Raw genomic sequence first — 25,505 nt, forward strand, 5'->3', positions numbered from 1 at the left:
CATGGCCGAACCGATGTTGCACGCGCAGGGTGAACAGAAGAGTGTACCGCTGGTGGTTGATCTCGACGGTACGCTGATCCATTCGGACTTGCTGTGGGAAGCGATTCTCATCTTTATCAAAGTGCGCTTCCTGCAGCTCTGGCGCTTGCCGTTCTGGCTATTTTCCGGCAAGGCTGGCTTCAAGGAAAAAATGGCGGACATGGTGGAGATCGATCCACAAGCCTTGCCGTATGATCAGATTTTGCTGGCCGACCTTGCGCGCCAGCGCAGCGAAGGGCGCCAGATCATTCTGGCGACAGGTTCGCAGCGCCGTTTCGCCGATGCCATCGCCGTCCACCTGGGGCTGTTTGACCGCGTGCTGGCCACCGAGGGCGGGATCAATCTCACTTCGCACAACAAGGCGCATCAACTGAGCGAACTGTTTGGTGCCAGGGGGTTTGATTACATAGGCAATGCCAGTGTTGACGTCGCGGTATGGAATGCCAGCAACGTGGCGCTTTCCGTCACGCGCACGCCGTTCCGGCTGGCGGGTGGCGGCGCCACGCAGCCAGCGGGCACGCCGCGCACCGGGTGGGGCGCGCCCCTGCTCAAGGCAATGCGGCCCCGCCAGTGGCTGAAGAATCTGCTGGTCTTTGTGCCGATGCTGGCCGGCCATGCGCTGAATCTGCCGACTTTCCTGCAGGCGCTGGTGGCGTTTGTGGCTTTTTCGCTGTGCGCCTCTAGCGCCTATCTGCTCAATGATGCGCTCGATGCGCCCGATGACCGACGCCACCCCAGCAAGTGCCGCCGGCCCATAGCCGCCGGCAGCCTGCCGCTGCCCGTTGCCCTTCTGGCCAGTCCGCTGCTGGCCATCCTGGCGCTGGCCATTTGCGCACTGTTCGATCCGCTGCTGTTGCTGGCCGTGGCGATTTACTTCGCCACCACCCTCGCGTACTCGATTTACCTGAAGCGCTTGCTGATGGTCGATATCGTCACCCTCGCCATCCTGTATACCTTGCGCATACTGGGGGGCAGCGCGGCGACGCATATCGAACCGTCGTTCTGGCTGCTGGCCTTTTCCTTCTTTATTTTCCTTAGCCTGGCGCTGCTCAAGCGCTATAGCGAGTTATTCAATCTGGAGCGCCAAGGCAAGGAAAAGACGCGCGGCCGCAGCTATACGACGGCCGATAAGGCGCCGATCGGCATCATGGGCGTGAACAGCGGATTCATTTCGCTGCTGGTGTTCATGCTGTACTTTAATTCCCAAAATATCCTGGTGCTGTATGCGCGCCCTTACCTGTTGCTGGGTATCGTGCCCCTGCTGGTGTTCTGGCTGGGACGATTGTGGACGCTGGCCTTCAGGGGCGAGGTCAACGAGGATCCCGTGTTGTATGTGAGTAAAGATCCCGTCAGCCTCGTGGTCATCGCCGCCTGCATGGCGCTGGCGGTCGGCGCCAGCCTGTAGAATGTCGCACCCTCTCCCGAAACCGTACCCGAACTGCTACCGATGATGACTTCCGCTTCTGCAGGCTTCCTATGGTGCGCGCTGGCCTCAGTGGCCAGCGCGGCGGCCACCTTGCTGATCAAAATGTCCAGCCAGTATGGCAGCGGCCTGAATATCGTCCGCCTGCTGTGGCTGGGCGGCGCAGGGGGAGCCTATGCCCTCGGTTTCATCTGCTATGCGGTGGCGCTGGAAAAGCTGCAAATCAGCCTGGCCTATCCCGTCATGACGGCCATCACGATGGCGCTGGTGACCCTGATCGGCTGCTGCGTGCTGCAGGAAGCGCTCACCATGCCGAAAGTGATCGGCATTCTGCTGATCACGGCGGGTGCTTTCGTCCTGTCCCGCTGAGCGCTCCAACGCCGGCCTGCTCCGTTTATCCATAACTTTTGGCTGTGTTGCGCAAAAAATGGCTACAATTGTCGCCGACATTACGTTTACGTAAACGTAACTATGGCACCATGCAACCATCAGGCGCCGGGAACACGGCCCTTATCACTCAGGAGTTTTCATGCAGATTCAGGACAATGTATTCATCATCACGGGCGGCGCATCGGGTTTGGGCGCGGCCACGGCGCGCATGCTGACGGCAGCAGGCGGCAAGGTCGTGCTGGCCGATGTGCAGACGGAGGCGGGCCAGGCGCTGGCCGCTGAACTGAACGGCGTGTTCGTGCAATGCGACGTGACGTCGGAAGAGGACGGCCTGGCCGTGGTGGCTGCGGCCACCAAGCTCGGTACTTTGCGCGGCCTGGTCAACTGCGCCGGCGTGGCGCCGGCCGTGAAAACCGTGGGCAAGGATGGCCCGCATCCGCTGGCCCTGTTCCAGAAAGTCGTCAACATCAACCTGGTGGGCACCTTCAATATGTGCCGCCTGGCGGCCGACGCCATGGCGAAACAGGACGCGACGGCGGAAGGCGAGCGCGGCATCATCATCAACACGGCTTCCGTGGCGGCCTACGATGGCCAGATCGGCCAGGCGGCCTACGCCTCGTCGAAGGCGGCCGTGGTGGGACTGACCCTGCCGATGGCGCGCGACCTGTCGCGCAACGGCATCCGCGTGATGACGGTGGCGCCCGGCATCTTCGAGACGCCGATGCTGCTGGGCATGCCGGCCGAAGTGCAGGATGCGCTGGGCAAGATGGTGCCGTTCCCTTCGCGCCTGGGCAAGCCCGGCGAATACGCGCAACTGGTAAAGGCCATCGTGGAAAACGTCATGCTCAATGGCGAAACGATCCGTCTCGATGGTGCGATCCGCATGCAGCCCAAATAAGCGTGGCGTGATTTGATGTAGGATACCCCCGTATGGGGCGTACAGCCTTGCCTGGCTGTGCGCCCTTTTTTTATCGGAGAATCCATGATCGCATTGAAGCCGCTGGCGCTGAGCCTGACCTTGCTGGGGGCGTTGGCCGCCAGTCCCGTATTTGCCGAAGTGCCGCAAAAGGCACCGGAAATCGCCACCGCGTATGCGGAAAAAAGTGGCTGGGCGGCGCAGAAATTCATGGTCGCCGCCGCCAATCCGCTGGCCGCCGATGCCGGCTATCAGATGCTGAAAAAGGGCGGCAGCGCCATCGACGCGGCCATCGCCACGCAGCTGGTGCTCACCCTGGTCGAGCCGCAATCGTCGGGCATCGGCGGCGGCGCCTTCCTGCTGTACTCCACGGCCAAGGGCGTGCAGGCCTTCGACGGGCGCGAAACGGCGCCGGCCGCGGCGGACGAACACCTGTTCCAGAATGCCGACGGCAGCCCCGTCTCGCGCGCCACGGGCGTGGTGGGCGGGCGCTCCGTGGGTGCGCCGGGCGTGCTGCGCATGCTGGAGCTGGCACACAAGGAGCATGGCAAGCTGCCGTGGGCGACCCTGTTCGGCCCCGCCATCCGCCTCGCGCACGGCGGCTTTCCCGTCAGCCAGCGCCTCAACGGCCTGTTGACCTGGGACCAGGCCCTGAAGCGCGACCCTGTCGCCGCCGCGTATTTTTATGACGGCGAGGGCAAGGCCTGGCCCGTCGGCCACGTGCTGAAAAATCCGCAGCTGGCGCGCACCTTGCGCGAGATCGCCCGCGGCGGCGCCGACGCCTTTTACCAGGGCCGCATCGCGCGCGACATCGCCGCCAAGGTGGCGTCGCACCCGACCAATCCGGGCAAGCTGACGGCGCAGGATATCGCCGGCTACAAGGCCAAGGTGCGCGAGCCCGTCTGCAGCGATTACAAGGCCTGGACCGTGTGCGGCATGCCGCCGCCATCGTCGGGCGGCATCGCCATCGCGCAGATGCTGGGCATCCTGGAAGTGAAGGACATCCGCCCATATGCGCCCGTTGACGGCGTGCCCGATGCGCAGGCGATCCACCTGTTCTCGGAAGCGGGGCGCCTGGCCTACGCGGACCGCAACCGCTACGTGGCCGACACGGACTTCGTGCCGCTGCCGGGCAAGGGCGTCGCTTCGATGCTCGATAAAACCTATCTGGCGCAGCGCGCCGCCCTGATCGGCGAAAAATCCATGGGTAAAGCCTTGCCCGGCACGCCGCCCGGCATGCAGGTGGCGTGGGGCATGGACAACGCCCTGCAGCGCCCGTCGACGTCGCACCTGGTGGCCGTCGATGCTTTTGGGGGCGGCCTGTCGATGACCACCAGTGTGGAAGACGCGTTCGGCTCGCGCCAGATGGTCGACGGCTTTTTGCTGAACAACCAGCTGACGGATTTCTCGTTCGATTCGCGCGATGCCGACGGTCCCATCGCCAACCGGGTCGAGGCGGGCAAGCGTCCGCGCAGCGCCATGTCGCCCACCCTCGTGTTCGAGAAGGGCACGCACAAGCTGGTGCTGGCCACGGGTTCCCCGGGCGGTTCGTCCATCATCAATTATGTGGCCAAGGTCCTGGTCGGCACCATGGACTGGGGCTTGAACGTGCAGCAGGCCATCAGCCTGCCCAACTTCGGCAGCCGCAACGGTCCGACGGAACTGGAAAAGGGCCGCGCGCCGGCCGCCCAGGTCGAGGCGCTGCAGGCGATGGGCCACGAGGTGCGCGTGATTGAGCAGAATTCCGGCTTGCAGGGCATCATGCGGCTGAACGCGCATGGCAAGGATTTCTGGTTTGGCGGCGCCGATCCGCGTCGTGAAGGCATGGTCAAGGGAGATTGAAACTTTTCCACAAAGTATCAAGACCCTGCTAATCTGCCGGCATGGGAATGCAAAATAAAACAGGCTTGATACTCACGGGAGGGGGCGCCCGTGCCGCCTATCAGGTGGGCGTGCTGCAGGCGATTTCGGCGATTCTGTGGGAAGCGGGCTGGGCGCCGGCGCGCAACCCGTTCGACATCATCTGCGGCACCTCGGCCGGCGCCATCAACGCCACGGCGCTGGCTTGCCGCGCCGATAACTTCGGCGAAGGCGTGCAAAAGCTGCTCGACGTGTGGCAGCACATCGAAGTCGAGCAAGTGTATCGGGCCGATTCGCTGGGCGTGATCCGCTCGGGCGCGCGCTGGTTGTCCTTGCTGTCGTTCGGCTGGCTGCTGCGCCAGTGGCATGCGTCGCCGCCCAATTCCCTGCTCGACAATACCCCGCTGGTCAGCCTGCTGCACCGCATGCTCGACCTGCCGCGCCTGGACGCGGCCCTGGCCGACGGCTTGCTGCATGCGCTGGCCGTGACGGCGTCGTCGTATTCGGGCAGCCGCCACATGACGTTTTACCAGACGGCCGGCGATATCGCGCCCTGGGTGCGCACGCAGCGCCTGGCCTTGCCCGACCAGATCGGCGTGGAGCACTTGCTCGCTTCGGCCGCCATCCCTTTTATCTTTCCCGCCGTGCCCCTGTACGTGGGCGGCCAGCGCGAATACTGCGGCGACGGTTCCATGCGCCAGCTGGCACCGATCTCGCCGGCCATCCACCTGGGCGCGAACAAAGTGCTGGTGGTTGGGGCGGGGCGCATGACGGAACCGGCACCGGCCGCGTCGGAAGCGGCGCGCTACCCGAGCCTGGCGCAGATCGCCGGCCACGCGCTGTCGTCGATCTTCCTCGATGGCCTGGCCGTCGACATCGAGCGTCTGAACCGCATCAACCTGACCTTGTCGATGCTGCCGCCCGAGCTGCTGGGCAAGACGGCCTTGCGGCCGGTGGAATTGCTGGTCATCGCGCCGTCCGAGCGGCTCGACGCCATCGCCAGCCGGCATATCGGCAGTTTGCCGCGTCCCATCCGCACCATGTTGTCGGGCATCGGCGCGGCCGAAGCGCGCGGCGCGGCGCTGGCATCGTATTTATTGTTCGAATCGACGTATACTAACGAGCTGATCCGTCTTGGACAGCGCGATACGCAGGCCCGCAAGGACGATGTACTGGCGTTTTTTGGTTCTTGAGACGGCCCCCGGAACAGTTGCCGGAGTTTCGCGTTTTTTTTGACAGGACGATTGTGCTGGTATTTCGACGTGTTTGCGATGTTGCCTCACTGTTAATTTTACTGCTGGGCGGCTGGGCCATGGCGGCGCCTGCGCCCACCCTGCGTTTCGACCAGCTCAGCGTCGACCAGGGCCTGGCGCAGGAATCGGTGCTGGCCATCGCCCAGGACCGGCAGGGCTATATGTGGTTCGGCAGCCAGTCCGGCCTGAGCCGCTACGACGGCTACCGCATGGTCGTCTACAAGAATATCGAGGGCGACAAGACCAGCCTGGCCGACAACTGGGTCGGCGAGCTGCATGTCGATAGCCAGGGCCAGCTGTGGGTGGGCACCGACAATGGGCTGGACCGCTTCGACGCCGCCAGCCAGACCTTCATCCATTATGGTCCCGGCGAAAAGAGCAAGCGCGGCAACGGCAACCGGCATATCCACGCCATCCTCGACGATGGCGCGCGCGGCTTCTGGATCGCCACCTCGGACGGCTTGCAGCATTTCGACCCCGCCACCGGCGCCTTCCGCACCTGGCACCATGAAGAAGGCAACCCGCACAGCCTGGGCGACAATGAAATCAAGGCGCTGGCGCTGGACGCGCAACAGCGCCTGTGGATCGGCACGGTAACGGGCCTGGACATGCTGGCGCCGGGCAGCGAGCGCTTCGAGCATTTCGCCGTCGATGCGACGCCCGGCTCGAAGTACAACGTGATCCAGTCGCTGCTGGTCGACCGCCAGCAGAACCTGTGGATCGGCACCATGGCCGGCGCCGAGCGCTGGCGTCTGGGTGGCGCCGGCCAGCCGCCGCAGGCAAGAGTGCGCTTCGGCGAGAAACATGGCTTTTCCGCCATCCGCGTGGCCAGCCTGTACCAGGATGTCGACGCCACCGTCTGGCTGGGCAGCAATGCCGATGGCCTGTTCCGCTGGCTGCCCGACAGCGACACCTTCCTGCAGTACCGGCACCAGACGGGCGACAAGTTCAGCGTCGCCGACAACCAGCTGTCGTCGCTCTACCGCGACCGCGCCGGCACCTTCTGGGTCGGTTCCTGGTACAACGGCGTGAGCCGGGTCGACCTGGGCAGCGGCGGCTTTGCGCGCATGGCGCGCGCGCCCGGCGACGTGGGCGCGCTGGCGGACAAGAAAGTGCGCGCCGTGGCCGACGCGGGCAATGGCAAGCTGTGGCTGGCCACCAAGGGCGGCCTGAAACTGTACGACACGCGCGACGGCAGCTCGCGCCTGTTCGACCTGCGCAGCGCACCCGGCATGTCGCGCGACGAGCAGGTCACGACCCTGTACAAGGCGCCGGACGGCGTATTGTGGGTGGGCGGCTCGACGGGCTTGCACCGCTTCGATCCGGCACTGGGGCGTTTTTTTACCATGCGCTTTGCCGCCGGCGACCCGAACAGCGACACCATCCGCAATGTCGTGAGCGACCGCAGCGGCATGCTGTGGGTGTCGACGCGGGGCGGCGTGCACCGTTTCGACCCGGCCAGCAAGCGTTTTACCACTTACCGCCACGACCCGGCCGATCCGAACAGCCTGTCCGACAACATGGTGCGGCCCGTGCTGGAAGACGGCAAGGGGCGGTTGTGGATAGGCTCCTTTCACGGCCTGGACTTGCTGGACCGCGCCAGCGGCCGCTTCCGCCATTTCCGCCACGATCCGCAAAACCCGCAGAGCCTGAGCCACGATGAAGTGCATTTCCTGCACGAAGACAAGCGCGGCGTGCTGTGGGTGGGCACGGCCAATGGCTTGAACCGCATGGACGTCGACGCCAAGGGCGGGATCCGCTTCCGGCGCTTCCTGCGCAAGGATGGCATGGCCGATGACGCCGTCGCCAGCATCCTCGGCGACGACAACGAACAGCTGTGGCTGAGCACGAACAGCGGCATCACGCGGCTCGACATGCGCAGCGGCCTGTTTCGCAACTACGACAGCGCCGATGGCACGGTGGAAGGCTCGTACTTTGACGGTGCTGCCCTGCGCGCGTCGGACGGCACCATGTATTTCGGCGGCTTCAACGGCATGACGGCGTTCATGCCGCAGGATATCCACGACAACCGCGTGCCGCCGCTGGTGGCCGTCACGGAACTGCAGATCTTCAACAAGCCGGTGGCCATCGGCCGCGGCGAGTTCGCGCATGTGCTCAAGAAGGCCATCGACCATACGCGCGAGCTGGTGCTGACCAGCCGTGAAAGCGTTTTTTCGCTGGAATTCGCGGCCCTGCATTTCGCCGCGCCCCAGCGCAATATGTTCGCCTACCGGCTCGAAGGCTTCGACCAGGACTGGGTCATGACGGATGCGGGGCGGCGCTTTGCCACCTACACCAACCTCGACGCGGGCAACTATGTGTTTCGCGTCAAGGCGGCCAACAAGGACGGCGTGTGGAACGAGAGCGGCGCCACGCTGGCCATCACGATTTTGCCGCCGTTCTGGAAGACCTGGTGGTTCCGCACCCTGATGGCGCTGCTGCTGCTGGGCGCCGTGTATGGCGCGTACCGGCAGCGCGTGCGCGCGCTGCGGCGCCAGCAGAACGAGTTGGAAAAACTGGTCGGCGAACGCACGGCCGAGTTGCAGAGCAAGGAAATCGAGGTGCTGGCCCAGTCGGAAAAGCTGGCGCAAGTCAACAGCAGCCTGACGAAAAACGAGGAAAGCCTGCGCCAGGCCAAGCGCAAGGCCGAGGATGCGACGCGCCAGAAGTCGGAATTTTTGGCCAATATGAGCCACGAGATGCGCACCCCGCTGGCCGGCGTGATCGGCATGCTGGGCTTTGCCCTGCGCGACGAGCAGCTGCACGACGCCACGCGCGAGCAGATCCTGCGCGGCCAGGCCAATGCCCAATCGCTGCTGGTGATCATCAATGATTTGCTCGATTTTTCCAAGATCGAGGCGGGCAAGCTGAGTATCGAAAACATCGATTTCGCGCTCGGCGCGGCCATCGAGACGGTCGTCACCCTGTTCGAAGAGCAGGCGGCCGCGCGCAGCATCGGTTTCTCCATCGATTTCGCGCCGGACCTGCCGCCCTTCGTGGTGGGCGATCCGACCCGCTTGCGCCAGGTGCTGGTCAACCTGGTCGGCAATGCCTTCAAGTTCACCCAGCGCGGCGGCGTCAGCGTGTGCGTCGAGCGGGCCGGCGTGGCCAGCGGCAGCGGCGGACGCCGTGTCAACCTGATCCGCTTTAGCGTCAGCGACAGCGGCATCGGCATCGATGCGGACGCGATGGCGCGCCTGTTCCAGAAGTTCGAGCAGGCCGATGCCAGCACCACGCGGCGCTACGGCGGCACGGGGCTGGGTCTGGCGATCTGCCGCCAGCTGGTCGAACTGATGGACGGCGAGATCGAGGTGGCCAGCACGCCGGGGCAGGGCAGCACGTTTGCTTTCACCCTGCCGCTGGCCGATGGCGTGGCACCGCCGCTGGTGCCGCAGGTGGCGCTGGCGCCGCACAGCCACCAGTTGCGCGTGCTGTGCGCGGAAGATTTCCCCACCAACCAGATCATCATCCGCGTCATGCTCGAAGAACTGGGGCACCGGGTCGACGTGGTCGCCAACGGCGTGCTGGCCGTGGCGGCCTGCGTGCATACGCGCTATGACCTGATCCTGATGGACGGGCGCATGCCGGAGATGGACGGCGCCACGGCGACGCGTCTGATCCGCGTGGGCGGCTGGCCGGACCAGCCCGTGCGCGACCAGGAACTGATGATCGTGGCCCTGACGGCGAACGCCAGCGAAGAGGACCGCAGCCGCTACTTGGGCGTCGGCATGGATGATTTCCTCAGCAAACCGGTGGACGAGGCGGCGCTGCATGGCTTGCTGGCGCGCGCCATCGAGCGCCAGCTGCAGCGCGGTTTCATGTTGCCGCGCATGCCATCGAACGCGCCGCGCGCTAGCGCGCGGGGGCAGGCGGAACTCGACGCCCTGTTCGGCGTCGCGCCGGCCATCCCGGCGGCGGCGTCCGCCCAATCCATCCGCAGTGGCGAACTGCAGCGGCGCATCCGCGTCGCCTTTGTCGCCGACCTGGAAGGGCGCCTGCGCGAACTCGACGATGCCCTGGCGGCGCAGGACCAGGACAACGCCGGGCGCCTGTTGCACGGATTGAAGGGCAGCGCCGCCTATCTCGACGAAACGCAGCTGCACATGCTGTGCACGGAAATGGAGGAGGCGGCCGATGGCGGGCGCTGGACGCAGGTGGCCCTGCATTTGCCGCAATTGCGCGCACTGTTGACGCAAATAGCCGTTTCGGGCAAGGAAATGTAAAATAGGCAATTCCTGCCGTGGAGCGCGCGGCGAAACTGGGTAGAATGCGGCCAGGCACTCTGACGCTGCCGCCAATGGAGAAAGCAATGAAAGTACTGGTGGTTGACGACGATGTCGTGTCGCGCATGGTATTGATGCATCTGATCGACAGCTGCGGCGTGCACGATATCGTGGAAGCCGAAGATGGCGCGGCGGCGTGGGAGCAGCTCGAAGGCGGCTTGCGCCCCGCGCTGTGCTTTTGCGACTTGCGCATGCCGCGCCTGTCAGGCATGGAGCTGCTGCAGAAAATCCGCTCCGACAGCGCGCTCGACGCCATGCCGCTGGTGCTGGTCTCGTCGGCCAATGACCACGACACGGTGCGCGACGCCGTGCAGGCCGGCGCCGCCGGCTACATCGTCAAGCCCTTTCAGCCGGAGCAGGTGCGCCAGCATATCGACGCCTGCTTCGACGTCTGCGCCTTGCCGGCCGAAGCGCCGCGCGACACCTTGCAGCGGCTGGGCATCGACGGCGAACGCCTGCTGGCCTACTTGACGGGCTTCCAGGGGCAGATAGTCGCCGCCAGCGAACAGGTCGACGCCTTGCTGGCGCGCGGCGAACCGGCCCAGGCGCGCCAGCAGCTCGAACGGCTGCACCTCGGTTGCCGCACCCTGGGCTTGCATGGTGCGGAAGCCGGCATGAGCGCCTTGCTGCAGTCGGCCGTGCTCGATGGCGAGCAGATACAGGCGGCCCTGGCCGCGCTGGCGCGCAGCGCGGCGCAGCAGGCGCGTTTGCTGCGCCAGGACGGCGCCGACTGATACACCATAACAAAACCTACTGCGCGTCGTGATTTGCGGCTTCCGATGCTCACTGTGCATCCGCACAGCTCCGCTTCTCGGGTCAACGGGGGCGCCGAGCCTCCCATCCGCTCGCTACGGTTTTGTTAGGTGTGTTGAAATTGCTGTTTCTGCTTGCTGGAAAAATACTTTAGGTTTAAAGTATCTGCTTCCGGGCCTTGTGCACGCGCCCGTCACCAGCCAGGATGAGCATGAGCAGCGACCCTTCGCCTACCACCGCATCTCCCCAGGACGACTTTGCGCGCGCGCACCTGCCGCCGCGCGCACTCTGGCCGCAGCTGTGCCTTGATTTGCCCGAGCTGCAGTATCCGCCGCGTCTCAATTGCGTCGCCGCGCTGCTCGATGCGGCCGTGGCCAACGGCGGCGGCGAGCGCACCGCCATCCTTGCCGACGGCCAGCGCTGGAGCTACGCCGATCTGGCGCGGCAAGTCGACCGCATCGCCCACGTATTGCGCGCCGACCTGGGCCTGATCCCCGGCAATCGCGTGCTGCTGCGCGGCGCGAATACCCCGATGATGGCCGCCTGCCTGCTGGCCGTGCTGAAGGCCGGCTGCATCGCCGTGCCCACCATGCCGCTGCTGCGCGCGCGCGAACTGTCCACCATCCTGGCCAGGGCGGAAGTGAACGCCGTGCTGTGCGCGCAGGGCTTGCGCGGGGAGCTCGACGGCTTGCCAGACTTGCCGGCCATGCTGTGCTTTGGCGCCGCCGATGCGGAACTGGAACGGCGCATGGCGGCCCACGATGCGCCATTTCCCGCGCACGACACGGCGGCCGACGACGTCTGCCTGATCAGCTTTACTTCGGGCACCACGGGCGTCCCCAAGGGCACCATGCACATGCAGCGCGACCTGCTGGCCATCTGCGACTGCTTTCCCCGTTCCATGCTGCAGGTGCGCGCCGACGATATCTTCATCGGCACGCCGCCGCTGGCTTTTACTTTTGGTCTGGGCGGCTTGCTGCTGTTTCCCCTGCGTTTTGGCGCGGCCACCGTTCTGCTGGAAAAACTCACGCCCGACGGCCTGCTGCGCGCCGTCGCTGCCTATCAGGCCACGATCTGCTTCACGGCGCCGACTTTTTACCGCCAGATGGCGCCCCTGGCGGCCGGCCACGATTTGAGCAGCCTGCGCTTGTGCGTGTCGGCAGGCGAGGCGCTGCCGCTGGCCACGCGCGACGCCTGGCAGGCGGCGACGGGACTGGCCATGACGGACGGCATCGGCGCCACTGAAATGCTGCACATCTTCATTTCCGCCACGGGCGAGGGCATCCGCCGCGGCGCCATCGGCAAGGCCATTCCCGGCTACCAGGCATGCATCGTTGACGATGCGGGCGTGCCGCAGCCGCCCGGCGTGACGGGCCGCCTGGCCGTGAAAGGCCCCACCGGCTGCCGCTACCTGTCCGACCCGCGCCAGCGCGAGTACGTGCAGAACGGCTGGAACCTGACGGGCGACACCTTCGAGATGGATGCCGACGGCTATTTCTATTACCGCTCGCGCAGCGACGACATGATCGTCTCGGCCGGCTACAACATCGCCGGCCCGGAAGTGGAAGAGGCGCTGCTGCGCCACCCTGCCGTGGCCGAATGCGGCGTGGTCGGGCGCGCCGATGCCGAGCGTGGCCAGATCGTCGAGGCGCACGTGGTGCTCAAGGATGGCTGTCAGCCCAGCGACGTGCTGGCGGCCGAATTGCAGGACTTCGTGCGCCAGCAGATCGCCCCGTATAAATACCCGCGCGCCATTCGTTTCCTGCCTGCGCTGCCGCGCACGGAAACGGGCAAGCTGCAGCGCTTCAAACTTCGCACGGACACCCCATGAATATCGTCTGCATCGGCGGCGGCCCCGCCGGCCTGTATTTCAGCCTGCTCATGAAAAAGCAGAACCCGGATCACCGTATCACCGTCATCGAGCGCAACCGCCCGTACGACACGTTTGGCTGGGGCGTGGTGTTTTCCGACCAGACCCTGGGCAACCTGGCCAATGCGGACGAGCCGACGGCGCGCGCCATCCTGCAGGCGTTCAACCACTGGGACGATATCGAGATCCACTTCAAGGGCGAGACCGTGCGCTCCGGCGGCCATGGCTTTTGCGGCATCGGCCGCAAGCGCCTGCTCAATATCCTGCAGGCGCGCTGCGAGGAGCTCGGCGTGCAGCTGGTATTCGAGACGGAAGTGCTGGACGACCAGGCCATCGCGAAGCAGTACGGCGCCGACCTGGTGCTCGCCAGCGACGGCTTGAACAGCCGCATCCGCACGCGCTATGCGGCCAGCTACCAGCCCGAGATCGACCAGCGCCATTGCCGCTTCGTCTGGTTGGGCACGCGCAAGAAATTCGAGGCCTTCACGTTTGCCTTCCGCCAGACGGAATTCGGCTGGTTCCAGGCGCATATTTATCAATACGATGGCGAGACCTCGACCTTCATCGTCGAAACGCCCGAACACGTGTGGCGCGCGGCGGGACTGGACGCCATGAGCCAGGAAGAGGGCATCGCCTTTTGCGAAGCGCTGTTCGCCGAGGAACTCGATGGCCACGGTTTACTGAGCAATTCGCCGCACTTGCGCGGCTCGGCGCAGTGGATCACCTTCCCGCGCATCGTCTGCCGGCAATGGGTGCACCGGCAGGACGGCGTGCCCGTCGTGCTGATGGGCGACGCGGCCCACACAGCGCATTATTCGATCGGCTCCGGCACCAAGCTGGCGCTGGAAGACGCGATCGAGCTGGCGCGCTGCTTCGGCCAGCATGCCGGGACGACCGAGGCGCTGGCCGCCTACCAGCAGCTGCGCGCCATCGAGGTGCTGAAGATCCAGAGCGCGGCGCGCAATTCCATGGAGTGGTTTGAAAACGTCGAGCGCTACAGCGCCATGGAAGCGCCGCAGTTCGCCTATTCGATGCTCACGCGCAGCCAGCGCATCTCGCACGAAAACCTGCGCCTGCGCGATCCCGCCTACGTGGCCGGCTATGAATCGTGGCTGGCGCGGCGCGCGGGCGAGCAGGCCGGCGTGGACATGCTGGATCCGGCCTTGCCGCCCATGCTCACGCCTTTCCGGCTGCGCGGCGTGCTGCTGAAAAACCGTATCGCCGTCTCGCCGATGGCGCAGTACAGCGCCGTCGACGGCGTGGCGGGCGACTACCACCTGATGCACCTGGGCGCGCGCGCCATGGGCGGCGCCGGCCTCGTGTTTGCCGAGATGACGTGCGTGTCGGCCGATGCGCGCATCACGCCCGCCTGCCCCGGCATGTACAGCGAAGCGCACACGCAGGCGTGGCGGCGCATCGTCGATTTCGTGCACGCGAACAGTGATGCGAAGATCGCCCTGCAGCTGGGCCACGCGGGCGCGAAAGGCTCGACGCGGCCCATGTGGGACGGCATCGACCAGCCGCTCAGGGAGGGCAACTGGCCGCTGGTCTCGGCCTCGGAGCAGCAATACCTGGCCGGCGTGTCGCAAACGGCGCGCGCGGCCACGGAAAACGACCTGGCGCGCATCGAACAGGACTTCGTGCGCGCCACGCTGGCCGCCGCCGTCGCCGGTTTCGACTGGCTGGAACTGCATTGCGCGCACGGTTATCTGCTGTCGAGTTTTATTTCGCCGCTGACCAACCGCCGCACCGACGAATATGGCGGCAGCCTGGAAAACCGCTGCCGTTATCCCTTGCGCGTGTTCCGCGCCATGCGCGCGGCGTGGCCGCAGGATAAACCGATGAGCGTGCGCATCTCGGCCCACGACTGGGTCGAAGGCGGCATCACGCCCGACGATGCGGTCGTCATCGCGCGCCTGTTCAAGCAGGCGGGCGCGGACCTGATCGACTGTTCCTCGGGCCAGGTCAGCAAGCTCGAACGGCCCGTGTACGGGCGCATGTTCCAGGCGCCGTTCGCCGACCGCGTGCGCAACGAGGCGGGCATTGCCAGCATGGCCGTCGGCTCGATTTTCGAAGCCGACCACGCCAACAGCATCATCGCCGCCGGGCGCGCCGATCTGTGCGCCGTGGGCCGTCCGCACCTGGCCAACCCGGCCTGGACCCTGACGGAAATGGCGCGCATCGGCTACAGCGGCGCAGGCGCAGTCTGGCCGAAACAGTACCGGCCGGGCCAGCAGCAGCTGGAACGCAATCTGCAGCGCGAGCGCCAGCTGGCGGCCGCCAACACGGTTCTCACCCCGCAACAGGTGGCCGCGCGGCTGCTGGAGGGATGACATGAACAAGGAAGCATCGATGGACGCATTATCAGGAAAACATGCGCTGGTGACGGGCGCCGGCAGCGGCATCGGCCTGGCCTGCGCACACGCCTTGCTGGACGCGGGCGCCAGGGTCACCCTGGCCGGGCGCGATGGCGCGCGGCTGGCGCGCGCGCGCATGCAGCTGGAAGAGGCGGGCCATTCGGGCCGGGTGGCCATCTGCGTGCTCGACGTGAGCGTGGAAGCGTCCGTGCAGGCGGGCTTCGCGCAGGCCGCCGCGCATTTCGGCCGCATCGATATCCTGGTCAATAACGCGGGCCAGGCGCATGCTGCGCCATTCGGCAAGACGGACGCCGCCATCTGGCAGCAGATGCTGGCCGTGAACCTGACGGGCGTGTTCCACTGCTGCCAGGCGGCCATGCCGGCCATGCTGGACGCGGGCTGGGGGCGCATCGTCAACGTGGCGTCGACGGCGGGCCTGAAAGGCTATCGTTACGTCAGCGCCTATGTCGCCGCCAAGCATGGCGTGATCGGCCTGACGCGCGCGCTGGCGCTGGAAGCGGCGCCGCGCGGCGTCACCGTCAACGCCGTCTGCCCCGGCTACACGGAAACGGACATGGTGGCGCAAGCCGTGCAGAACATCGTGCGCAAGACGGGGCGCGGCGAAGACGCTGCGCGCGCGGAACTGGCGGCAGCCAATCCGCAGCAGCGGCTGGTGCAGCCGCGCGAAGTGGCCGATGCGGTGGCCTGGCTTTGCCTGCCCGCGTCGTCCGCCATGAATGGACAATCGATCGCCGTCGCCGGCGGCGAAGTCATGTAACAGAATGAAGATCATGGACAAAGAAAACGAAAATGTGCAGGACGAACCCGTGCTGGATCTGGCCAGCCGGCTGACGCAGGACCACCACCAGTCGCTCAAGCTGTGGCTGCGCATGCTCTCGTGCACAGTGAAAATCGAAAACGAAGTGCGCACGCGCCTGCGCGCCACCTTCGGCATCACCTTGCCCCGCTTCGACTTGATGGCACAGCTCGAACGCTTTCCCGAAGGTTTGCGCATGGGCGAACTGTCCAGGCGCATGATGGTCACAGGCGGCAATATCACGGGCATCACCGACCAGCTGGAGCAGGAAAAACTCGTGGTGCGCGTGGTCGACCCGAAAGACCGCCGCTCGTACAGCGTCAAGCTGACGCCAGCGGGCCGGCGCGCCTTCGACGAGATGGCGCGCGTGCATGAGGGCTGGATCGCCGAACTGCTGCACGGCGTGACGCCCGATGACAAAACCCGTTTGATCGACCTGCTGTCGCACATGAAGCAGCAGTTGAATAACACCCCTCTAAAGGACTGACCATGCGCCATCTACCGGGCCAGCCGCAAGACCTGCCAGGCAACCGCGCCAGCCTGACCGGCTACGCCGCGCGGCATTTTCTGTTTTCCGTCGAAGGCGGCGTGGCCACCTTGACCCTGCACCGGCCCGAGCGCAAGAATCCGCTCACCTTCGATTCGTATGCGGAGCTGCGCGCGCTGTTCCGCGCGCTGGCGCATGCGGACGACGTCAAGGCCGTGGTCATCACGGGCAGCGGCGGCAATTTCTGCTCGGGCGGCGACGTGCACGACATCATCGGCCCGCTGACGCGGCTCGACATGCCCGGCCTGCTGGCGTTTACCCGCATGACGGGTGACGTGGTGAAAGCTATGCGCGCCTGCCCGCAACCCATCATCGCCGCCATCGACGGCATATGCGCGGGCGCCGGCGCCATGCTGGCGCTGGCTTCCGATATCCGCATCGGCACGGCGCGCAGCAAGACGGCCTTTTTGTTTACCCGCGTGGGCCTGGCCGGCTGCGACATGGGTGCCTGCGCCTTGCTGCCGCGCGTGATCGGCCAGGGCCGCGCCGCCGAACTGCTGTACACGGGGCGCTCCCTGGCCGGAGCCGAGGCCGAACGCTGGGGCTGGCTTAACCGCCTGGTCGAGCCGGAAGAACTGGCCGAGGCGGCGCAGCTGTTCGCCGCCGGCCTGGCCAGCGGCCCCACCTTCGCGCACGGCATGACGAAAAAAATGCTGCAGCAGGAGTGGAACATGGGCGTCGACGAGGCCATCGAGGCGGAAGCGCAGGCGCAAGCCATCTGCATGGCCACCAACGATTTTCATCGCGCCTATCACGCCTTCGTGGCGAAAGAAAAACCGCAGTTCGAGGGCGATTAAGAAGATGAACAAGACACGCGACACCACTTACCTGGACTGGCCGTTTTTCGAAGCGCGCCATGCGGAACTTGAGCGTGACCTCGATGCGTGGGCGACGCAGCACCTGGACGACGAGCATGGCGGCGACGTCGATGCGGCTTGCCGCGCGCGGGTGGCGCAACTGGGGCAGGGCGGCTGGCTGACCTACGCCACGGGCACCGATGGCCAGATCGACACGCGCGCCATTTGCCTGATGCGCGAAACCCTGGCGCGCCACGACGGCCTGGCCGATTTCGCCTTCGCCATGCAGGGACTCGGCTCCGGCGCCATCGGCCTGTTCGGCAGCGCCGGGAACAAGGCGCGCTATCTGCCGGACGTGGCCAGCGGCAAGCGTATCGCCGCCTTTGCCCTGTCCGAGCCGCAGGCCGGCTCCGACGTGGCGGCCATGGCGTGCGCGGCGCGCCGCGACGGCGACGACTATGTGCTCGACGGCGAAAAGACGTGGATCTCGAACGGCGGCATCGCCGACTTTTACGTGGTGTTCGCCCGCACGGGCGAGGCGCCAGGGGCGCGCGGCATCAGCGCCTTCATCGTCGACGCCGACAATCCGGGGCTGGAAATCGCCGAGCGCATCGCCGTCATCGCGCCGCATCCGCTGGCGCGCCTGCGCTTTGCCAATTGCCGCGTGCCCGTGTCGCAGCGCTTGGGCGAGGCGGGGCAGGGCTTCAAGGTGGCGATGGCCACGCTCGACGTGTTCCGCACGTCGGTGGCCGCCGCCGCGCTGGGCTTTGCGCGGCGCGCGTTCGACGAGGCGCTGCGCCACGCGACAAAGCGCCAGATGTTCGGCCAGACCCTGGCGGACTTCCAGTTGACGCAGGCGAAACTGGCGCAGATGGCCACCGGCATCGACGCGGCCGCGCTGCTGACCTACCGCGCCGCCTGGCAGCGCGACCAGGGCCGCAAGGTGACGAAGGAGGCCGCGATGGCCAAGCTGACGGCCACGGAAACGGCGCAGCAGGTGATCGACGCGGCCGTGCAGCTGTTTGGCGGCATGGGCGTCGTCAGCGGGCACCCGGTCGAGCGCCTGTACCGCGAAATCCGCGCGCTGCGCATCTACGAGGGCGCCAGCGAAGTGCAGCAATTGATCATCGCGCGCGAACTGCTGCGCGAGGCGGGGAACGCATGAACGGCAAGAACAACGAGGAGAACACGATGCAAGTGCTGCAACCAGCGGGATGGGCAAGACCGCGCGGCTATGCGAACGGTATTGCCGCCAGCGGACGCACGGTGTACGTCAGCGGCATGATAGGCTGGGATGCGCAGGGCCAGTTTCATACGGACGATTTTGCGGGACAGGTGCGCCAGGCCTTGCAGAATATCGTCGCCGTGCTGGCCGAGGCGGGCGCCTTGCCCGAGCACATCGTGCGCATGACCTGGTATGTACTGGACAAGAAGGAATATGTGGCGGCATATCCACACATTGGCGTTGCCTACAGGGAAATCATCGGCAAGCATTTTCCAGCCATGACGGCCGTGCAGGTGGCGGGACTCATCGAGGACAGAGCGAAGGTCGAGATCGAAGTGACGGCCGTGTTGCCTGAATGAATTGTTTTTGTCAAAATTATATTTTTTGCGCTAAAATAAGAAATATAAAAACAATATCTGCTATGTTATATTTGGCAACCGGAAAATACGCCGGCTTCAAATACTGACAGTCGAGGCAGATGATGCACAATAATTTTAAGGCGGTAAGAAGTGTGGTGCTGGCCGTGGCCGGTATGGGTGTTTGCCTGGGCGCGCAGGCCGGAACCGGCACGTCGCTACTCTCTCCCGGCTATCAAACGCAACTGGAAAGCTGGCTTGGCGAAGGCCGCCTGGCGCTGACGAATATCTACAGCAAGGCGGCGGGCGACACCTCGCTGGATTTTCACAAGGCCTCCGATGGCAAGGGGCGCACGTTTTCCGTCATGGAAGCGACCAATGCCTCGGGGCAAACCTGGCTCGTCGGTGGCTATAACCCGCAAAGCTGGAGTTCGACCGACGGCATGCATGTGACCATGGAAGATAGCCAGCGCACAGGCTTCCTGTTTAATCTGACAGCGGGTTTCATGCTGCCGCAATTGAAGCAGTATTTCAGCGGCGATGGCATCGGCAAGGATCAGACCTACAATCAGGAAAATTATGGTCCCACCTTTGGTGTCGGCCATGATCTGTATGTACCGCAGGACTTGACGCACGGCGGCTATTCTTCCCTTTACACCTACAATTACCGTGGACACCCGGCGAGCGGGATCAGCCTGATCGATGGTTCCAGTTTTACGGTACCGAACATTACGTACGGCGCGATACAGGTGTTTACCATCAGTGCGGTGCCGGAGCCTACCACTTATGGCGTGCTGCTGGCGGGGCTGATCTTGCTCGCTGGCATGCATTTGCGTCAGCAGCGGACAAGCTTGCGCGCCCGCAGCTGAATGCTGCAGTCGCGCCGATATCGGATACGCTTGCGCGTGCCGCAGGAGCGGTGCGCCATGTCGCCTGCCGCGCCCTCGTTGCCGGAAAAATGATTGATGGCCATTAGCTCATCGGCAGTCGCCGAGGCTTGATGTTGTCGTATGAGCAACCACCCACGCTTGGGATTTTGTAGTGTTATTTAATACCTTTTCATTTTTCCTCATTTTCCTTCCGCTGGCACTGCTGGGCTACTTTGTCCTGTCACGCTATTCGCTGCGCCTGTCCATCATCTTTCTATTGCTGGCATCGGTTGCATTCTATTGTTACTGGGATATCGCCTTCCTGCCCTTGCTGGCCTTGTCGATCTGCACCAACTTTGCCGTCGGGCGCGCCATTTCGCTGCACCATGGACAGGGCCGCCTGCGCCGGGCAAAGCTGTGGCTGATCGGCGGACTCGTCTTTAATCTGTCCCTGCTCGTCTTTTTCAAGTACTTTGACTTCCTGTTGAGCAATATTGCCGCGCTCACGGGGGCGCCCATAGAGCCCATCGGGATTACTTTGCCCATCGGTATTTCCTTCTTCACCTTCACGCAAATCGCCTATCTAGTCGATTGCCATGCCGGCAAGGTCAAGGACTATCAACCTGAAAGCTACGGCTTGTTCGTTACGTACTTCCCCCACCTGATTGCCGGCCCCATTCTGCATCACAAGGAGATGATGCCGCAGTTCTCGGAACCGGCCCGGCACGTTCCGCATCGCGGGCGGCTGGTGGTGGGCTTGAGTTTCTTTACCATCGGCCTGTTCAAGAAGGTCGTCCTGGCCGATGGCGTGGCCCGCTTCGTAGGGCCCGTCTTTGACCTGCATCATCAGCACCTGAGCATGCTCGAAGCCTGGGCCGGAGCCCTGGCCTATACTTTCCAGTTGTATTTCGATTTCTCGGCGTATTCCGACATGGCCTATGGCTTGTCTTATATGTTCGGCATCGTCTTGCCCATCAATTTCAACTCGCCATACAAGGCGGCGTCCATCATCGATTTCTGGCGCCGCTGGCATATCACCCTGTCCAATTTTCTGCGCGACTACCTGTACATTCCGCTGGGCGGCAATCGCAAGAGCGCGTTCTTGCGCTACCGCAATCTGTTGCTGACGATGCTGCTGGGTGGACTGTGGCACGGCGCCAATTGGACGTTCTTGCTGTGGGGCATGTTGCACGGTATTTATCTGATCATTAACCATGCCTTGCGGCACATGCTGGGCGGGCGTAGCAACTGGGCGCTGCGCCTGGGCGGCGCCTGCGCCACCTTCCTGGCCGTGGTTGTGGCCTGGGTCTTCTTCCGCGCCAATTCGGTGGGTGTGGCGCTGGAAGTGCTGCATGCGATGTGGGGTGGCACTCTGACGCCAGCCATGCGCGAGACCGTGTTGGGCATGAACCGCATCATGGAGCTTGGCAGTTGCCTGTGGTGGCTGGGCGCCTGCGCCGTTATCGCTTTCTTTTTGCCGAATGCCTATGACCTGCTGGGCCGTGGCTTGCGTCTGGAGCAGGAAAACCGTCTGGAAGGCGGGCGCGGCAACTTGTTGCTGGGTGCCTTGCTGTTGTTGTGCCTGTTCTTGCTGTCGATCAGCGAGACCCGTGGCGTATCCGAATTTCTGTATTTTAACTTTTAAATCATCATGCGTTCATCCATTACGATAGGAATCGGTGTGCTGCTGATGGCGCTGGTGCTCGAGGCTGTGTTGCAGTGCCTGCCGGTGTCGTCCGGCTTGCGCCTCGCGCAAAGCAGTGCAAGCATGCCGCTCAGCCGTTACTTGCCCCGGCAGGAGTATGTGTATTCGCATGGCTGGGCATTGTCGAACGCGCGCCGCGGTGTCACCAACGGGCAGGGTTTTGCCAATTCCGCCGAGTTCAAGCCGGATCCCGCCGTGCTGGTGCTGGGCGACAGCTTTGTCGAAAGCCTGATGCTCGACTACCCCGACACCCTGCAGGGGGAGCTGGACCGCATGCTGGGCGGGGCCGTGGTGTCGGCCGCCAGTTCGGGCAACGGCTTGGCCGATACGCTCGAGATGCTGCGCCATTATGCGCCGCGCCTGCATCCACGCAACGTGGTCGTTCTGATCGATTCGGGAAATCTGAACAACCTGCTGTTGCCCGCACCACGCAGCCACAACCAGTTCGTGGCCGGCCCTGATGGTGTGCGGACGGTCCATGTCGACTATGTCGAATCAAAGCTCAAGCGCTGGCTGGCGCACTCGGCCCTTGTGCGCTATACCTATTACAACCTGAAGCTGCCGGACTGGATATCGTCGCTGCGACGCGCAGCTCACGCGCCAGTGGCCGACGATACCGGGGCGGCGGCGCGCGACCAGATGCTGGCCTACTATTTCGCGCAGATCAAGGCGCTTCCCGGCGCCGCCGACAGGCAAATGGTCTTTGTGGTCGATGGGGAGCGCAACACCTTGTATGAGCCGAAGAAGGGCAAACCGTCGTGGCACGGCGATGACCGCCAAGTTTTCATGGCGCAGGCGAGGCAGCATGGCCACGTCGTGGTCGACATGCAGCCCGTGTTCGAGGAGCATTGGCGCGAGCATGCCGAGCGGCTCGATTTTCTGCCGATGGATGGCCACTGGAACAAGGTGGCGCATGGCTTGGCGGCGCAGCATGTCATGCCCTTGCTGTTGCCGGCCGGGCAGCCATAGCCGGGAGCCGCGCGCCACGCCAGCCGGATTTTCCGTTGCGTACCAGCGTCCGCTATGTCCACGGTGCGCGCCACCCTGTATAATGCCGCTGCGCGTGTCGCCATCGTACAATGGATAGTACAAGGTCCTCCTAAGACTTAAATGCAGGTTCGATTCCTGCTGGCGACACCACATTCCACGCAACGCGCGCCGGTGGCCTGAGTTCATGCTGGCTGCAATGTACTGGTGGTGCCGAGTTGTCGGTACAATGCGTGCTTCATTCATCCAATCGGCAGCTGTTTGGCGCACCACGCGGTGCGCGCGAGGCGGCGCCCGTACACCTTTACTCATTATGGCTGTCATTTCTCTTTCATCGGCGCAACTTGCGTTCGGTCACGTCGCGCTGCTCGATCACGCGGAATTTTCACTGGAAACCTCGGAACGGGTCGGCTTGATCGGCCGCAACGGGACAGGCAAATCCTCCTTATTGAAAGTCATTTCGGGCAAGTTCAAGCTCGATGATGGCCTGTTGGTGATGCAGCAAGGCATCAAGATCGCGTACGTGGAGCAGGAGCCGCAATTTGACCCGGACATGTCTGTCTTCGACGCCGTCGCTTCCGGCATGGGCGAATCGCAGGCATGGCTGAAGGAATACGATGCGCTGACGGGCCAGTTCGGCCAGGGAAATGACGACGAACTGATGGAACGCATGCACGACATCCAGGTCAAACTCGATGCGGCCGATGCGTGGAGCTTGCCGAACAAGGTGGAAACCGTGCTCGACCGCTTGAACCTGACGGGCGACATGCTGATGAAAACCCTGTCGGGCGGGATGCAGAAGCGCGTGGCGCTGGCGCGCGCGCTGGTGTCGGCACCGGACGTGCTGCTGCTCGATGAGCCGACCAACCATCTGGACTTCAGTTCCATCCTGTGGCTGGAAGGCTTGTTGCGCGACTTCAAAGGCAGCGTGCTGTTCATCACCCATGACCGCTCCTTCCTCGACAACGTTGCCACGCGCATCATCGAACTCGACCGCGGCCGTTTGCTGTCGTATCCGGGCAACTTCACGGCTTACCAGACGCGCAAGGCGGAGCAGCTGGAAATCGAGGAAGTGGAAAACGCCAAGTTCGACAAGTTCCTGGCGCAAGAAGAAGTGTGGATACGCAAGGGCGTCAAGGCGCGCCGCGTGCGCGACGAAGGCCGCGTGCGCCGCCTGGAAGCGCTGCGCCTGACGCGCAATGCGCGCCGCGAACAGCAGGGCCAAGTGAAACTGGACGTGTCGGCCGGCGAACGCTCGGGCAAGATCGTGGCGGACCTGGAAAACGTTTCGAAGATCTACGGCGACAAGGTCATCGTCAAGGATTTCAGCGCCACCATCTTGCGCGGCGACAAGGTTGGCCTGATCGGCGCCAACGGCGCCGGCAAGACCACCTTGCTGAAAATGATTCTGGGTGAAGAGCAGTCGGACACGGGCACCATCCGCCTGGGCACCAAGCTGCAGGTCGCGTATTTCGACCAGATGCGCACGCAGCTGAACGAAGAGGCGAACCTGATGGAGACCATCGCGCCTGGCAGCGACTGGGTCGAGATCAATGGCCAGCGCCGTCACGTGATGACGTACCTGAACGACTTCCTGTTCGCGCCGGAACGTGCCCGTTCGCCCGTCAAGTCGCTGTCCGGTGGCGAGCGCAACCGTTTGCTGCTGGCGCGCCTGTTCGCCAAGCCGGCCAACGTGCTGGTGCTCGATGAGCCGACCAATGACTTGGATATCGATACCCTGGAATTGCTGGAAGAGTTGCTGGAAGAATACACCGGCACCGTCTTCCTCGTCAGCCATGACCGTACCTTCCTCGACAACGTGGTCACGCAGGTGATCGTCGCCGAAGGCGAGGGCAAGTGGCGCGAATTCGTCGGCGGCTACACGGACTGGGAGCGCGTGCGCACCTTGCCGATCGCCACGGCGCCTGCCAGCAAGCCGGCCGTGAAGGTCGATGCTGCCGCACCCGTTGCCAAGCAGAAAAAGCTCAGCTACAAGGAGCAGCGCGAACTGGAAGAGTTGCCGAAACTGATCGCCAAGCTGGAAGACGAGCAATCGGTGCTGGCCGCCGAACTGTCGCATCCGGACTTCTACAAAAAGACGCCGGCCGAAGGCAAGCGCCTGAATGCGCGCGTGGCCGAGATCGAAGGCGAACTGCTGGAAGCGCTGGAAAAGTGGGAGCAGATCGAGGCGCGCAGCAATGCCTGATTAGTTTCTTGCATACCCTGTTGTAATTTAAGTTAGGATTACTTGCCACGGCAACGGTTCTGCTTGATATAATTATATAATTATATTTTTTACATCGGGGGATGCATGTTTGTTATCAAAAACACGCGCTCCGGACCACGGCGTCCGGCGCGTGGTTCCACCTCCGGTGCGCATCGGCATGTTTGACCGCGCCGCCTTGCCCCGGGTAGCGCCATTCCTGGCCTACCTCTCCTTTATCTTCATCGCCGACATGCTGGGCCGGGCCGGCTTTGCCGCGCAGGATTTGCGCTGGCTGTACGCCGTCAAGATCGGCGTCGTGCTGGGCATGTTGTTGTACTGGCGCCGCAGCTATACAGAACTGGTCTGGACAGGGCTGGGTGCGCGCGCTATTGCCGTCGCCATCTCCGCCGGACTTGTTGTTTTTTTGCTGTGGATTAATTTGAATGCGGGCTGGATGAGTATCGGCAGCGCCGACGGTTTCGATCCCCGCAATGACGGCAGCATCGAGTGGACGCTGGTGGTGCTGCGCATCGCCGGCGCGGCGCTCGTGGTGCCTGTGATGGAAGAGCTGTTCTGGCGCTCCTTCCTGCTGCGCTGGATCGATGCCCCGGACTTTCTGAAATTTAACCCGCGTCTGGCGAGTGCAAAGGCCTTTGTTGTCAGCGTGGTACTGTTTGGCTTCGAACACAATTTGTGGCTGGCCGGTATCGTTGCCGGTGCTGCTTATAGCTTGCTGTACATGCGCAGCCAGAACCTATGGTCGCCGATCCTCGCGCATGGCGTGACGAATGGCGTGCTGGGCCTCTGGATTGTTTCCGGTGGACACTGGACTTACTGGTAATATTGCCAACT

General features: G+C 64.1%; 19 protein-coding genes and 1 tRNA gene. All 20 read left to right on the forward strand.

All coding sequences use genetic code 11. The features are described 5' to 3' along the window. The first annotated feature begins 1 nt into the window (after window position 1). The 20 genes from AC3RCG_RS08205 (at window position 2) to AC3RCG_RS08300 (ending at window position 25,494) form a co-directional block, all read left to right on the forward strand. Complete coding sequence (locus AC3RCG_RS08205) at window positions 2–1,444, forward strand: UbiA family prenyltransferase (RefSeq protein ID WP_083287177.1); 1,443 nt, start codon at window positions 2–4, stop codon at window positions 1,442–1,444. A gap of 42 nt (window positions 1,445–1,486) precedes the next feature. After that, window positions 1,487–1,831: a DMT family transporter gene (locus tag AC3RCG_RS08210; RefSeq protein ID WP_071650290.1), complete on the forward strand. Its 345-nt coding sequence runs from the start codon at window positions 1,487–1,489 to the stop codon at window positions 1,829–1,831. A gap of 160 nt (window positions 1,832–1,991) precedes the next feature. Beyond that, window positions 1,992–2,750: a 3-hydroxyacyl-CoA dehydrogenase gene (locus AC3RCG_RS08215; RefSeq protein WP_070224603.1), complete on the forward strand. Its 759-nt coding sequence runs from the start codon at window positions 1,992–1,994 to the stop codon at window positions 2,748–2,750. 84 nt (window positions 2,751–2,834) lie between these two features. Continuing rightward, window positions 2,835–4,610 (forward strand): gamma-glutamyltransferase, encoded by a 1,776-nt coding sequence (gene ggt / locus AC3RCG_RS08220; RefSeq protein WP_492403632.1) that lies wholly within the window; start codon window positions 2,835–2,837, stop codon window positions 4,608–4,610. A gap of 41 nt (window positions 4,611–4,651) precedes the next feature. After that, window positions 4,652–5,821: a patatin-like phospholipase family protein gene (locus tag AC3RCG_RS08225; RefSeq protein WP_070224601.1), complete on the forward strand. Its 1,170-nt coding sequence runs from the start codon at window positions 4,652–4,654 to the stop codon at window positions 5,819–5,821. A gap of 119 nt (window positions 5,822–5,940) precedes the next feature. After that, window positions 5,941–10,104: a hybrid sensor histidine kinase/response regulator gene (locus tag AC3RCG_RS08230; protein WP_492403629.1), complete on the forward strand. Its 4,164-nt coding sequence runs from the start codon at window positions 5,941–5,943 to the stop codon at window positions 10,102–10,104. A gap of 86 nt (window positions 10,105–10,190) precedes the next feature. Beyond that, on the forward strand, window positions 10,191–10,898 hold the full coding sequence (locus tag AC3RCG_RS08235) for a response regulator (RefSeq protein WP_070312085.1): 708 nt from the start codon (window positions 10,191–10,193) through the stop codon (window positions 10,896–10,898). Window positions 10,899–11,128: 230 nt separating this feature from the next. Beyond that, window positions 11,129–12,748: an AMP-binding protein gene (locus AC3RCG_RS08240; protein ID WP_492403627.1), complete on the forward strand. Its 1,620-nt coding sequence runs from the start codon at window positions 11,129–11,131 to the stop codon at window positions 12,746–12,748. Continuing rightward, on the forward strand, window positions 12,745–15,120 hold the full coding sequence (locus AC3RCG_RS08245; protein WP_492403625.1) for a bifunctional salicylyl-CoA 5-hydroxylase/oxidoreductase: 2,376 nt from the start codon (window positions 12,745–12,747) through the stop codon (window positions 15,118–15,120). The genes AC3RCG_RS08240 and AC3RCG_RS08245 overlap by 4 nt, the downstream gene beginning before the upstream one ends. A 19-nt stretch (window positions 15,121–15,139) precedes the next feature. After that, window positions 15,140–15,922 carry an SDR family NAD(P)-dependent oxidoreductase gene (locus tag AC3RCG_RS08250; protein WP_256267280.1) on the forward strand — a complete coding sequence of 261 codons (783 nt, stop codon included), beginning with the start codon at window positions 15,140–15,142 and terminating at the stop codon, window positions 15,920–15,922. 13 nt (window positions 15,923–15,935) lie between these two features. Further along, window positions 15,936–16,448 (forward strand): MarR family winged helix-turn-helix transcriptional regulator, encoded by a 513-nt coding sequence (locus tag AC3RCG_RS08255; protein ID WP_230503964.1) that lies wholly within the window; start codon window positions 15,936–15,938, stop codon window positions 16,446–16,448. Window positions 16,449–16,450: 2 nt separating this feature from the next. Further along, window positions 16,451–17,305: an enoyl-CoA hydratase family protein gene (locus tag AC3RCG_RS08260; protein WP_070224594.1), complete on the forward strand. Its 855-nt coding sequence runs from the start codon at window positions 16,451–16,453 to the stop codon at window positions 17,303–17,305. A 4-nt stretch (window positions 17,306–17,309) separates the two neighbouring features. Then, a complete protein-coding gene (locus AC3RCG_RS08265; RefSeq protein ID WP_070224593.1) occupies window positions 17,310–18,470 on the forward strand; it encodes an acyl-CoA dehydrogenase family protein in 1,161 nt (386 codons plus the stop codon). Between the two features lie 26 nt (window positions 18,471–18,496). Further along, entirely contained in the window at window positions 18,497–18,889 is a 393-nt protein-coding gene (locus AC3RCG_RS08270; protein WP_070224642.1) for a RidA family protein, read from the forward strand. Between the two features lie 119 nt (window positions 18,890–19,008). Next, window positions 19,009–19,755 carry a PEP_CTERM-anchored TLD domain-containing protein gene (locus tag AC3RCG_RS08275; RefSeq protein WP_256267281.1) on the forward strand — a complete coding sequence of 249 codons (747 nt, stop codon included), beginning with the start codon at window positions 19,009–19,011 and terminating at the stop codon, window positions 19,753–19,755. 172 nt (window positions 19,756–19,927) lie between these two features. Further along, window positions 19,928–21,400 carry an MBOAT family O-acyltransferase gene (locus tag AC3RCG_RS08280; protein ID WP_070312093.1) on the forward strand — a complete coding sequence of 491 codons (1,473 nt, stop codon included), beginning with the start codon at window positions 19,928–19,930 and terminating at the stop codon, window positions 21,398–21,400. A gap of 6 nt (window positions 21,401–21,406) precedes the next feature. Beyond that, a complete protein-coding gene (locus AC3RCG_RS08285; protein ID WP_139143016.1) occupies window positions 21,407–22,429 on the forward strand; it encodes an SGNH/GDSL hydrolase family protein in 1,023 nt (340 codons plus the stop codon). Between the two features lie 96 nt (window positions 22,430–22,525). Then, a tRNA-Arg gene (locus AC3RCG_RS08290) sits at window positions 22,526–22,600 on the forward strand. A gap of 160 nt (window positions 22,601–22,760) precedes the next feature. Further along, window positions 22,761–24,653: an ATP-binding cassette domain-containing protein gene (locus AC3RCG_RS08295; RefSeq protein ID WP_492403621.1), complete on the forward strand. Its 1,893-nt coding sequence runs from the start codon at window positions 22,761–22,763 to the stop codon at window positions 24,651–24,653. Between the two features lie 151 nt (window positions 24,654–24,804). Then, window positions 24,805–25,494, forward strand: a complete 690-nt coding sequence (locus AC3RCG_RS08300) for a CAAX prenyl protease-related protein (RefSeq protein ID WP_240453558.1) — start codon at window positions 24,805–24,807, stop codon at window positions 25,492–25,494. Window positions 25,495–25,505 lie beyond the last annotated feature (11 nt).

Source organism: Janthinobacterium sp. GW823-FHT01H08, from assembly GCF_058797855.1.

Excerpts from the sequence above, each read along its gene's own strand:
- AC3RCG_RS08205 (WP_083287177.1), top strand. The coding sequence starts at position 2 with ATGGCCGAACCGATGTTGCACGCGCAGGGTGAACAGAAGAGTGTACCG.
- AC3RCG_RS08210 (WP_071650290.1), top strand. The coding sequence starts at position 1,487 with ATGATGACTTCCGCTTCTGCAGGCTTCCTATGGTGCGCGCTGGCCTCA.
- AC3RCG_RS08215 (WP_070224603.1), top strand. The coding sequence starts at position 1,992 with ATGCAGATTCAGGACAATGTATTCATCATCACGGGCGGCGCATCGGGT.
- ggt (WP_492403632.1), top strand. The coding sequence starts at position 2,835 with ATGATCGCATTGAAGCCGCTGGCGCTGAGCCTGACCTTGCTGGGGGCG.
- AC3RCG_RS08225 (WP_070224601.1), top strand. The coding sequence starts at position 4,652 with ATGGGAATGCAAAATAAAACAGGCTTGATACTCACGGGAGGGGGCGCC.
- AC3RCG_RS08230 (WP_492403629.1), top strand. The coding sequence starts at position 5,941 with ATGGCGGCGCCTGCGCCCACCCTGCGTTTCGACCAGCTCAGCGTCGAC.
- AC3RCG_RS08235 (WP_070312085.1), top strand. The coding sequence starts at position 10,191 with ATGAAAGTACTGGTGGTTGACGACGATGTCGTGTCGCGCATGGTATTG.
- AC3RCG_RS08240 (WP_492403627.1), top strand. The coding sequence starts at position 11,129 with ATGAGCAGCGACCCTTCGCCTACCACCGCATCTCCCCAGGACGACTTT.
- AC3RCG_RS08245 (WP_492403625.1), top strand. The coding sequence starts at position 12,745 with ATGAATATCGTCTGCATCGGCGGCGGCCCCGCCGGCCTGTATTTCAGC.
- AC3RCG_RS08250 (WP_256267280.1), top strand. The coding sequence starts at position 15,140 with ATGGACGCATTATCAGGAAAACATGCGCTGGTGACGGGCGCCGGCAGC.
- AC3RCG_RS08255 (WP_230503964.1), top strand. The coding sequence starts at position 15,936 with ATGGACAAAGAAAACGAAAATGTGCAGGACGAACCCGTGCTGGATCTG.
- AC3RCG_RS08260 (WP_070224594.1), top strand. The coding sequence starts at position 16,451 with ATGCGCCATCTACCGGGCCAGCCGCAAGACCTGCCAGGCAACCGCGCC.
- AC3RCG_RS08265 (WP_070224593.1), top strand. The coding sequence starts at position 17,310 with ATGAACAAGACACGCGACACCACTTACCTGGACTGGCCGTTTTTCGAA.
- AC3RCG_RS08270 (WP_070224642.1), top strand. The coding sequence starts at position 18,497 with ATGCAAGTGCTGCAACCAGCGGGATGGGCAAGACCGCGCGGCTATGCG.
- AC3RCG_RS08275 (WP_256267281.1), top strand. The coding sequence starts at position 19,009 with ATGATGCACAATAATTTTAAGGCGGTAAGAAGTGTGGTGCTGGCCGTG.
- AC3RCG_RS08285 (WP_139143016.1), top strand. The coding sequence starts at position 21,407 with ATGCGTTCATCCATTACGATAGGAATCGGTGTGCTGCTGATGGCGCTG.
- AC3RCG_RS08295 (WP_492403621.1), top strand. The coding sequence starts at position 22,761 with ATGGCTGTCATTTCTCTTTCATCGGCGCAACTTGCGTTCGGTCACGTC.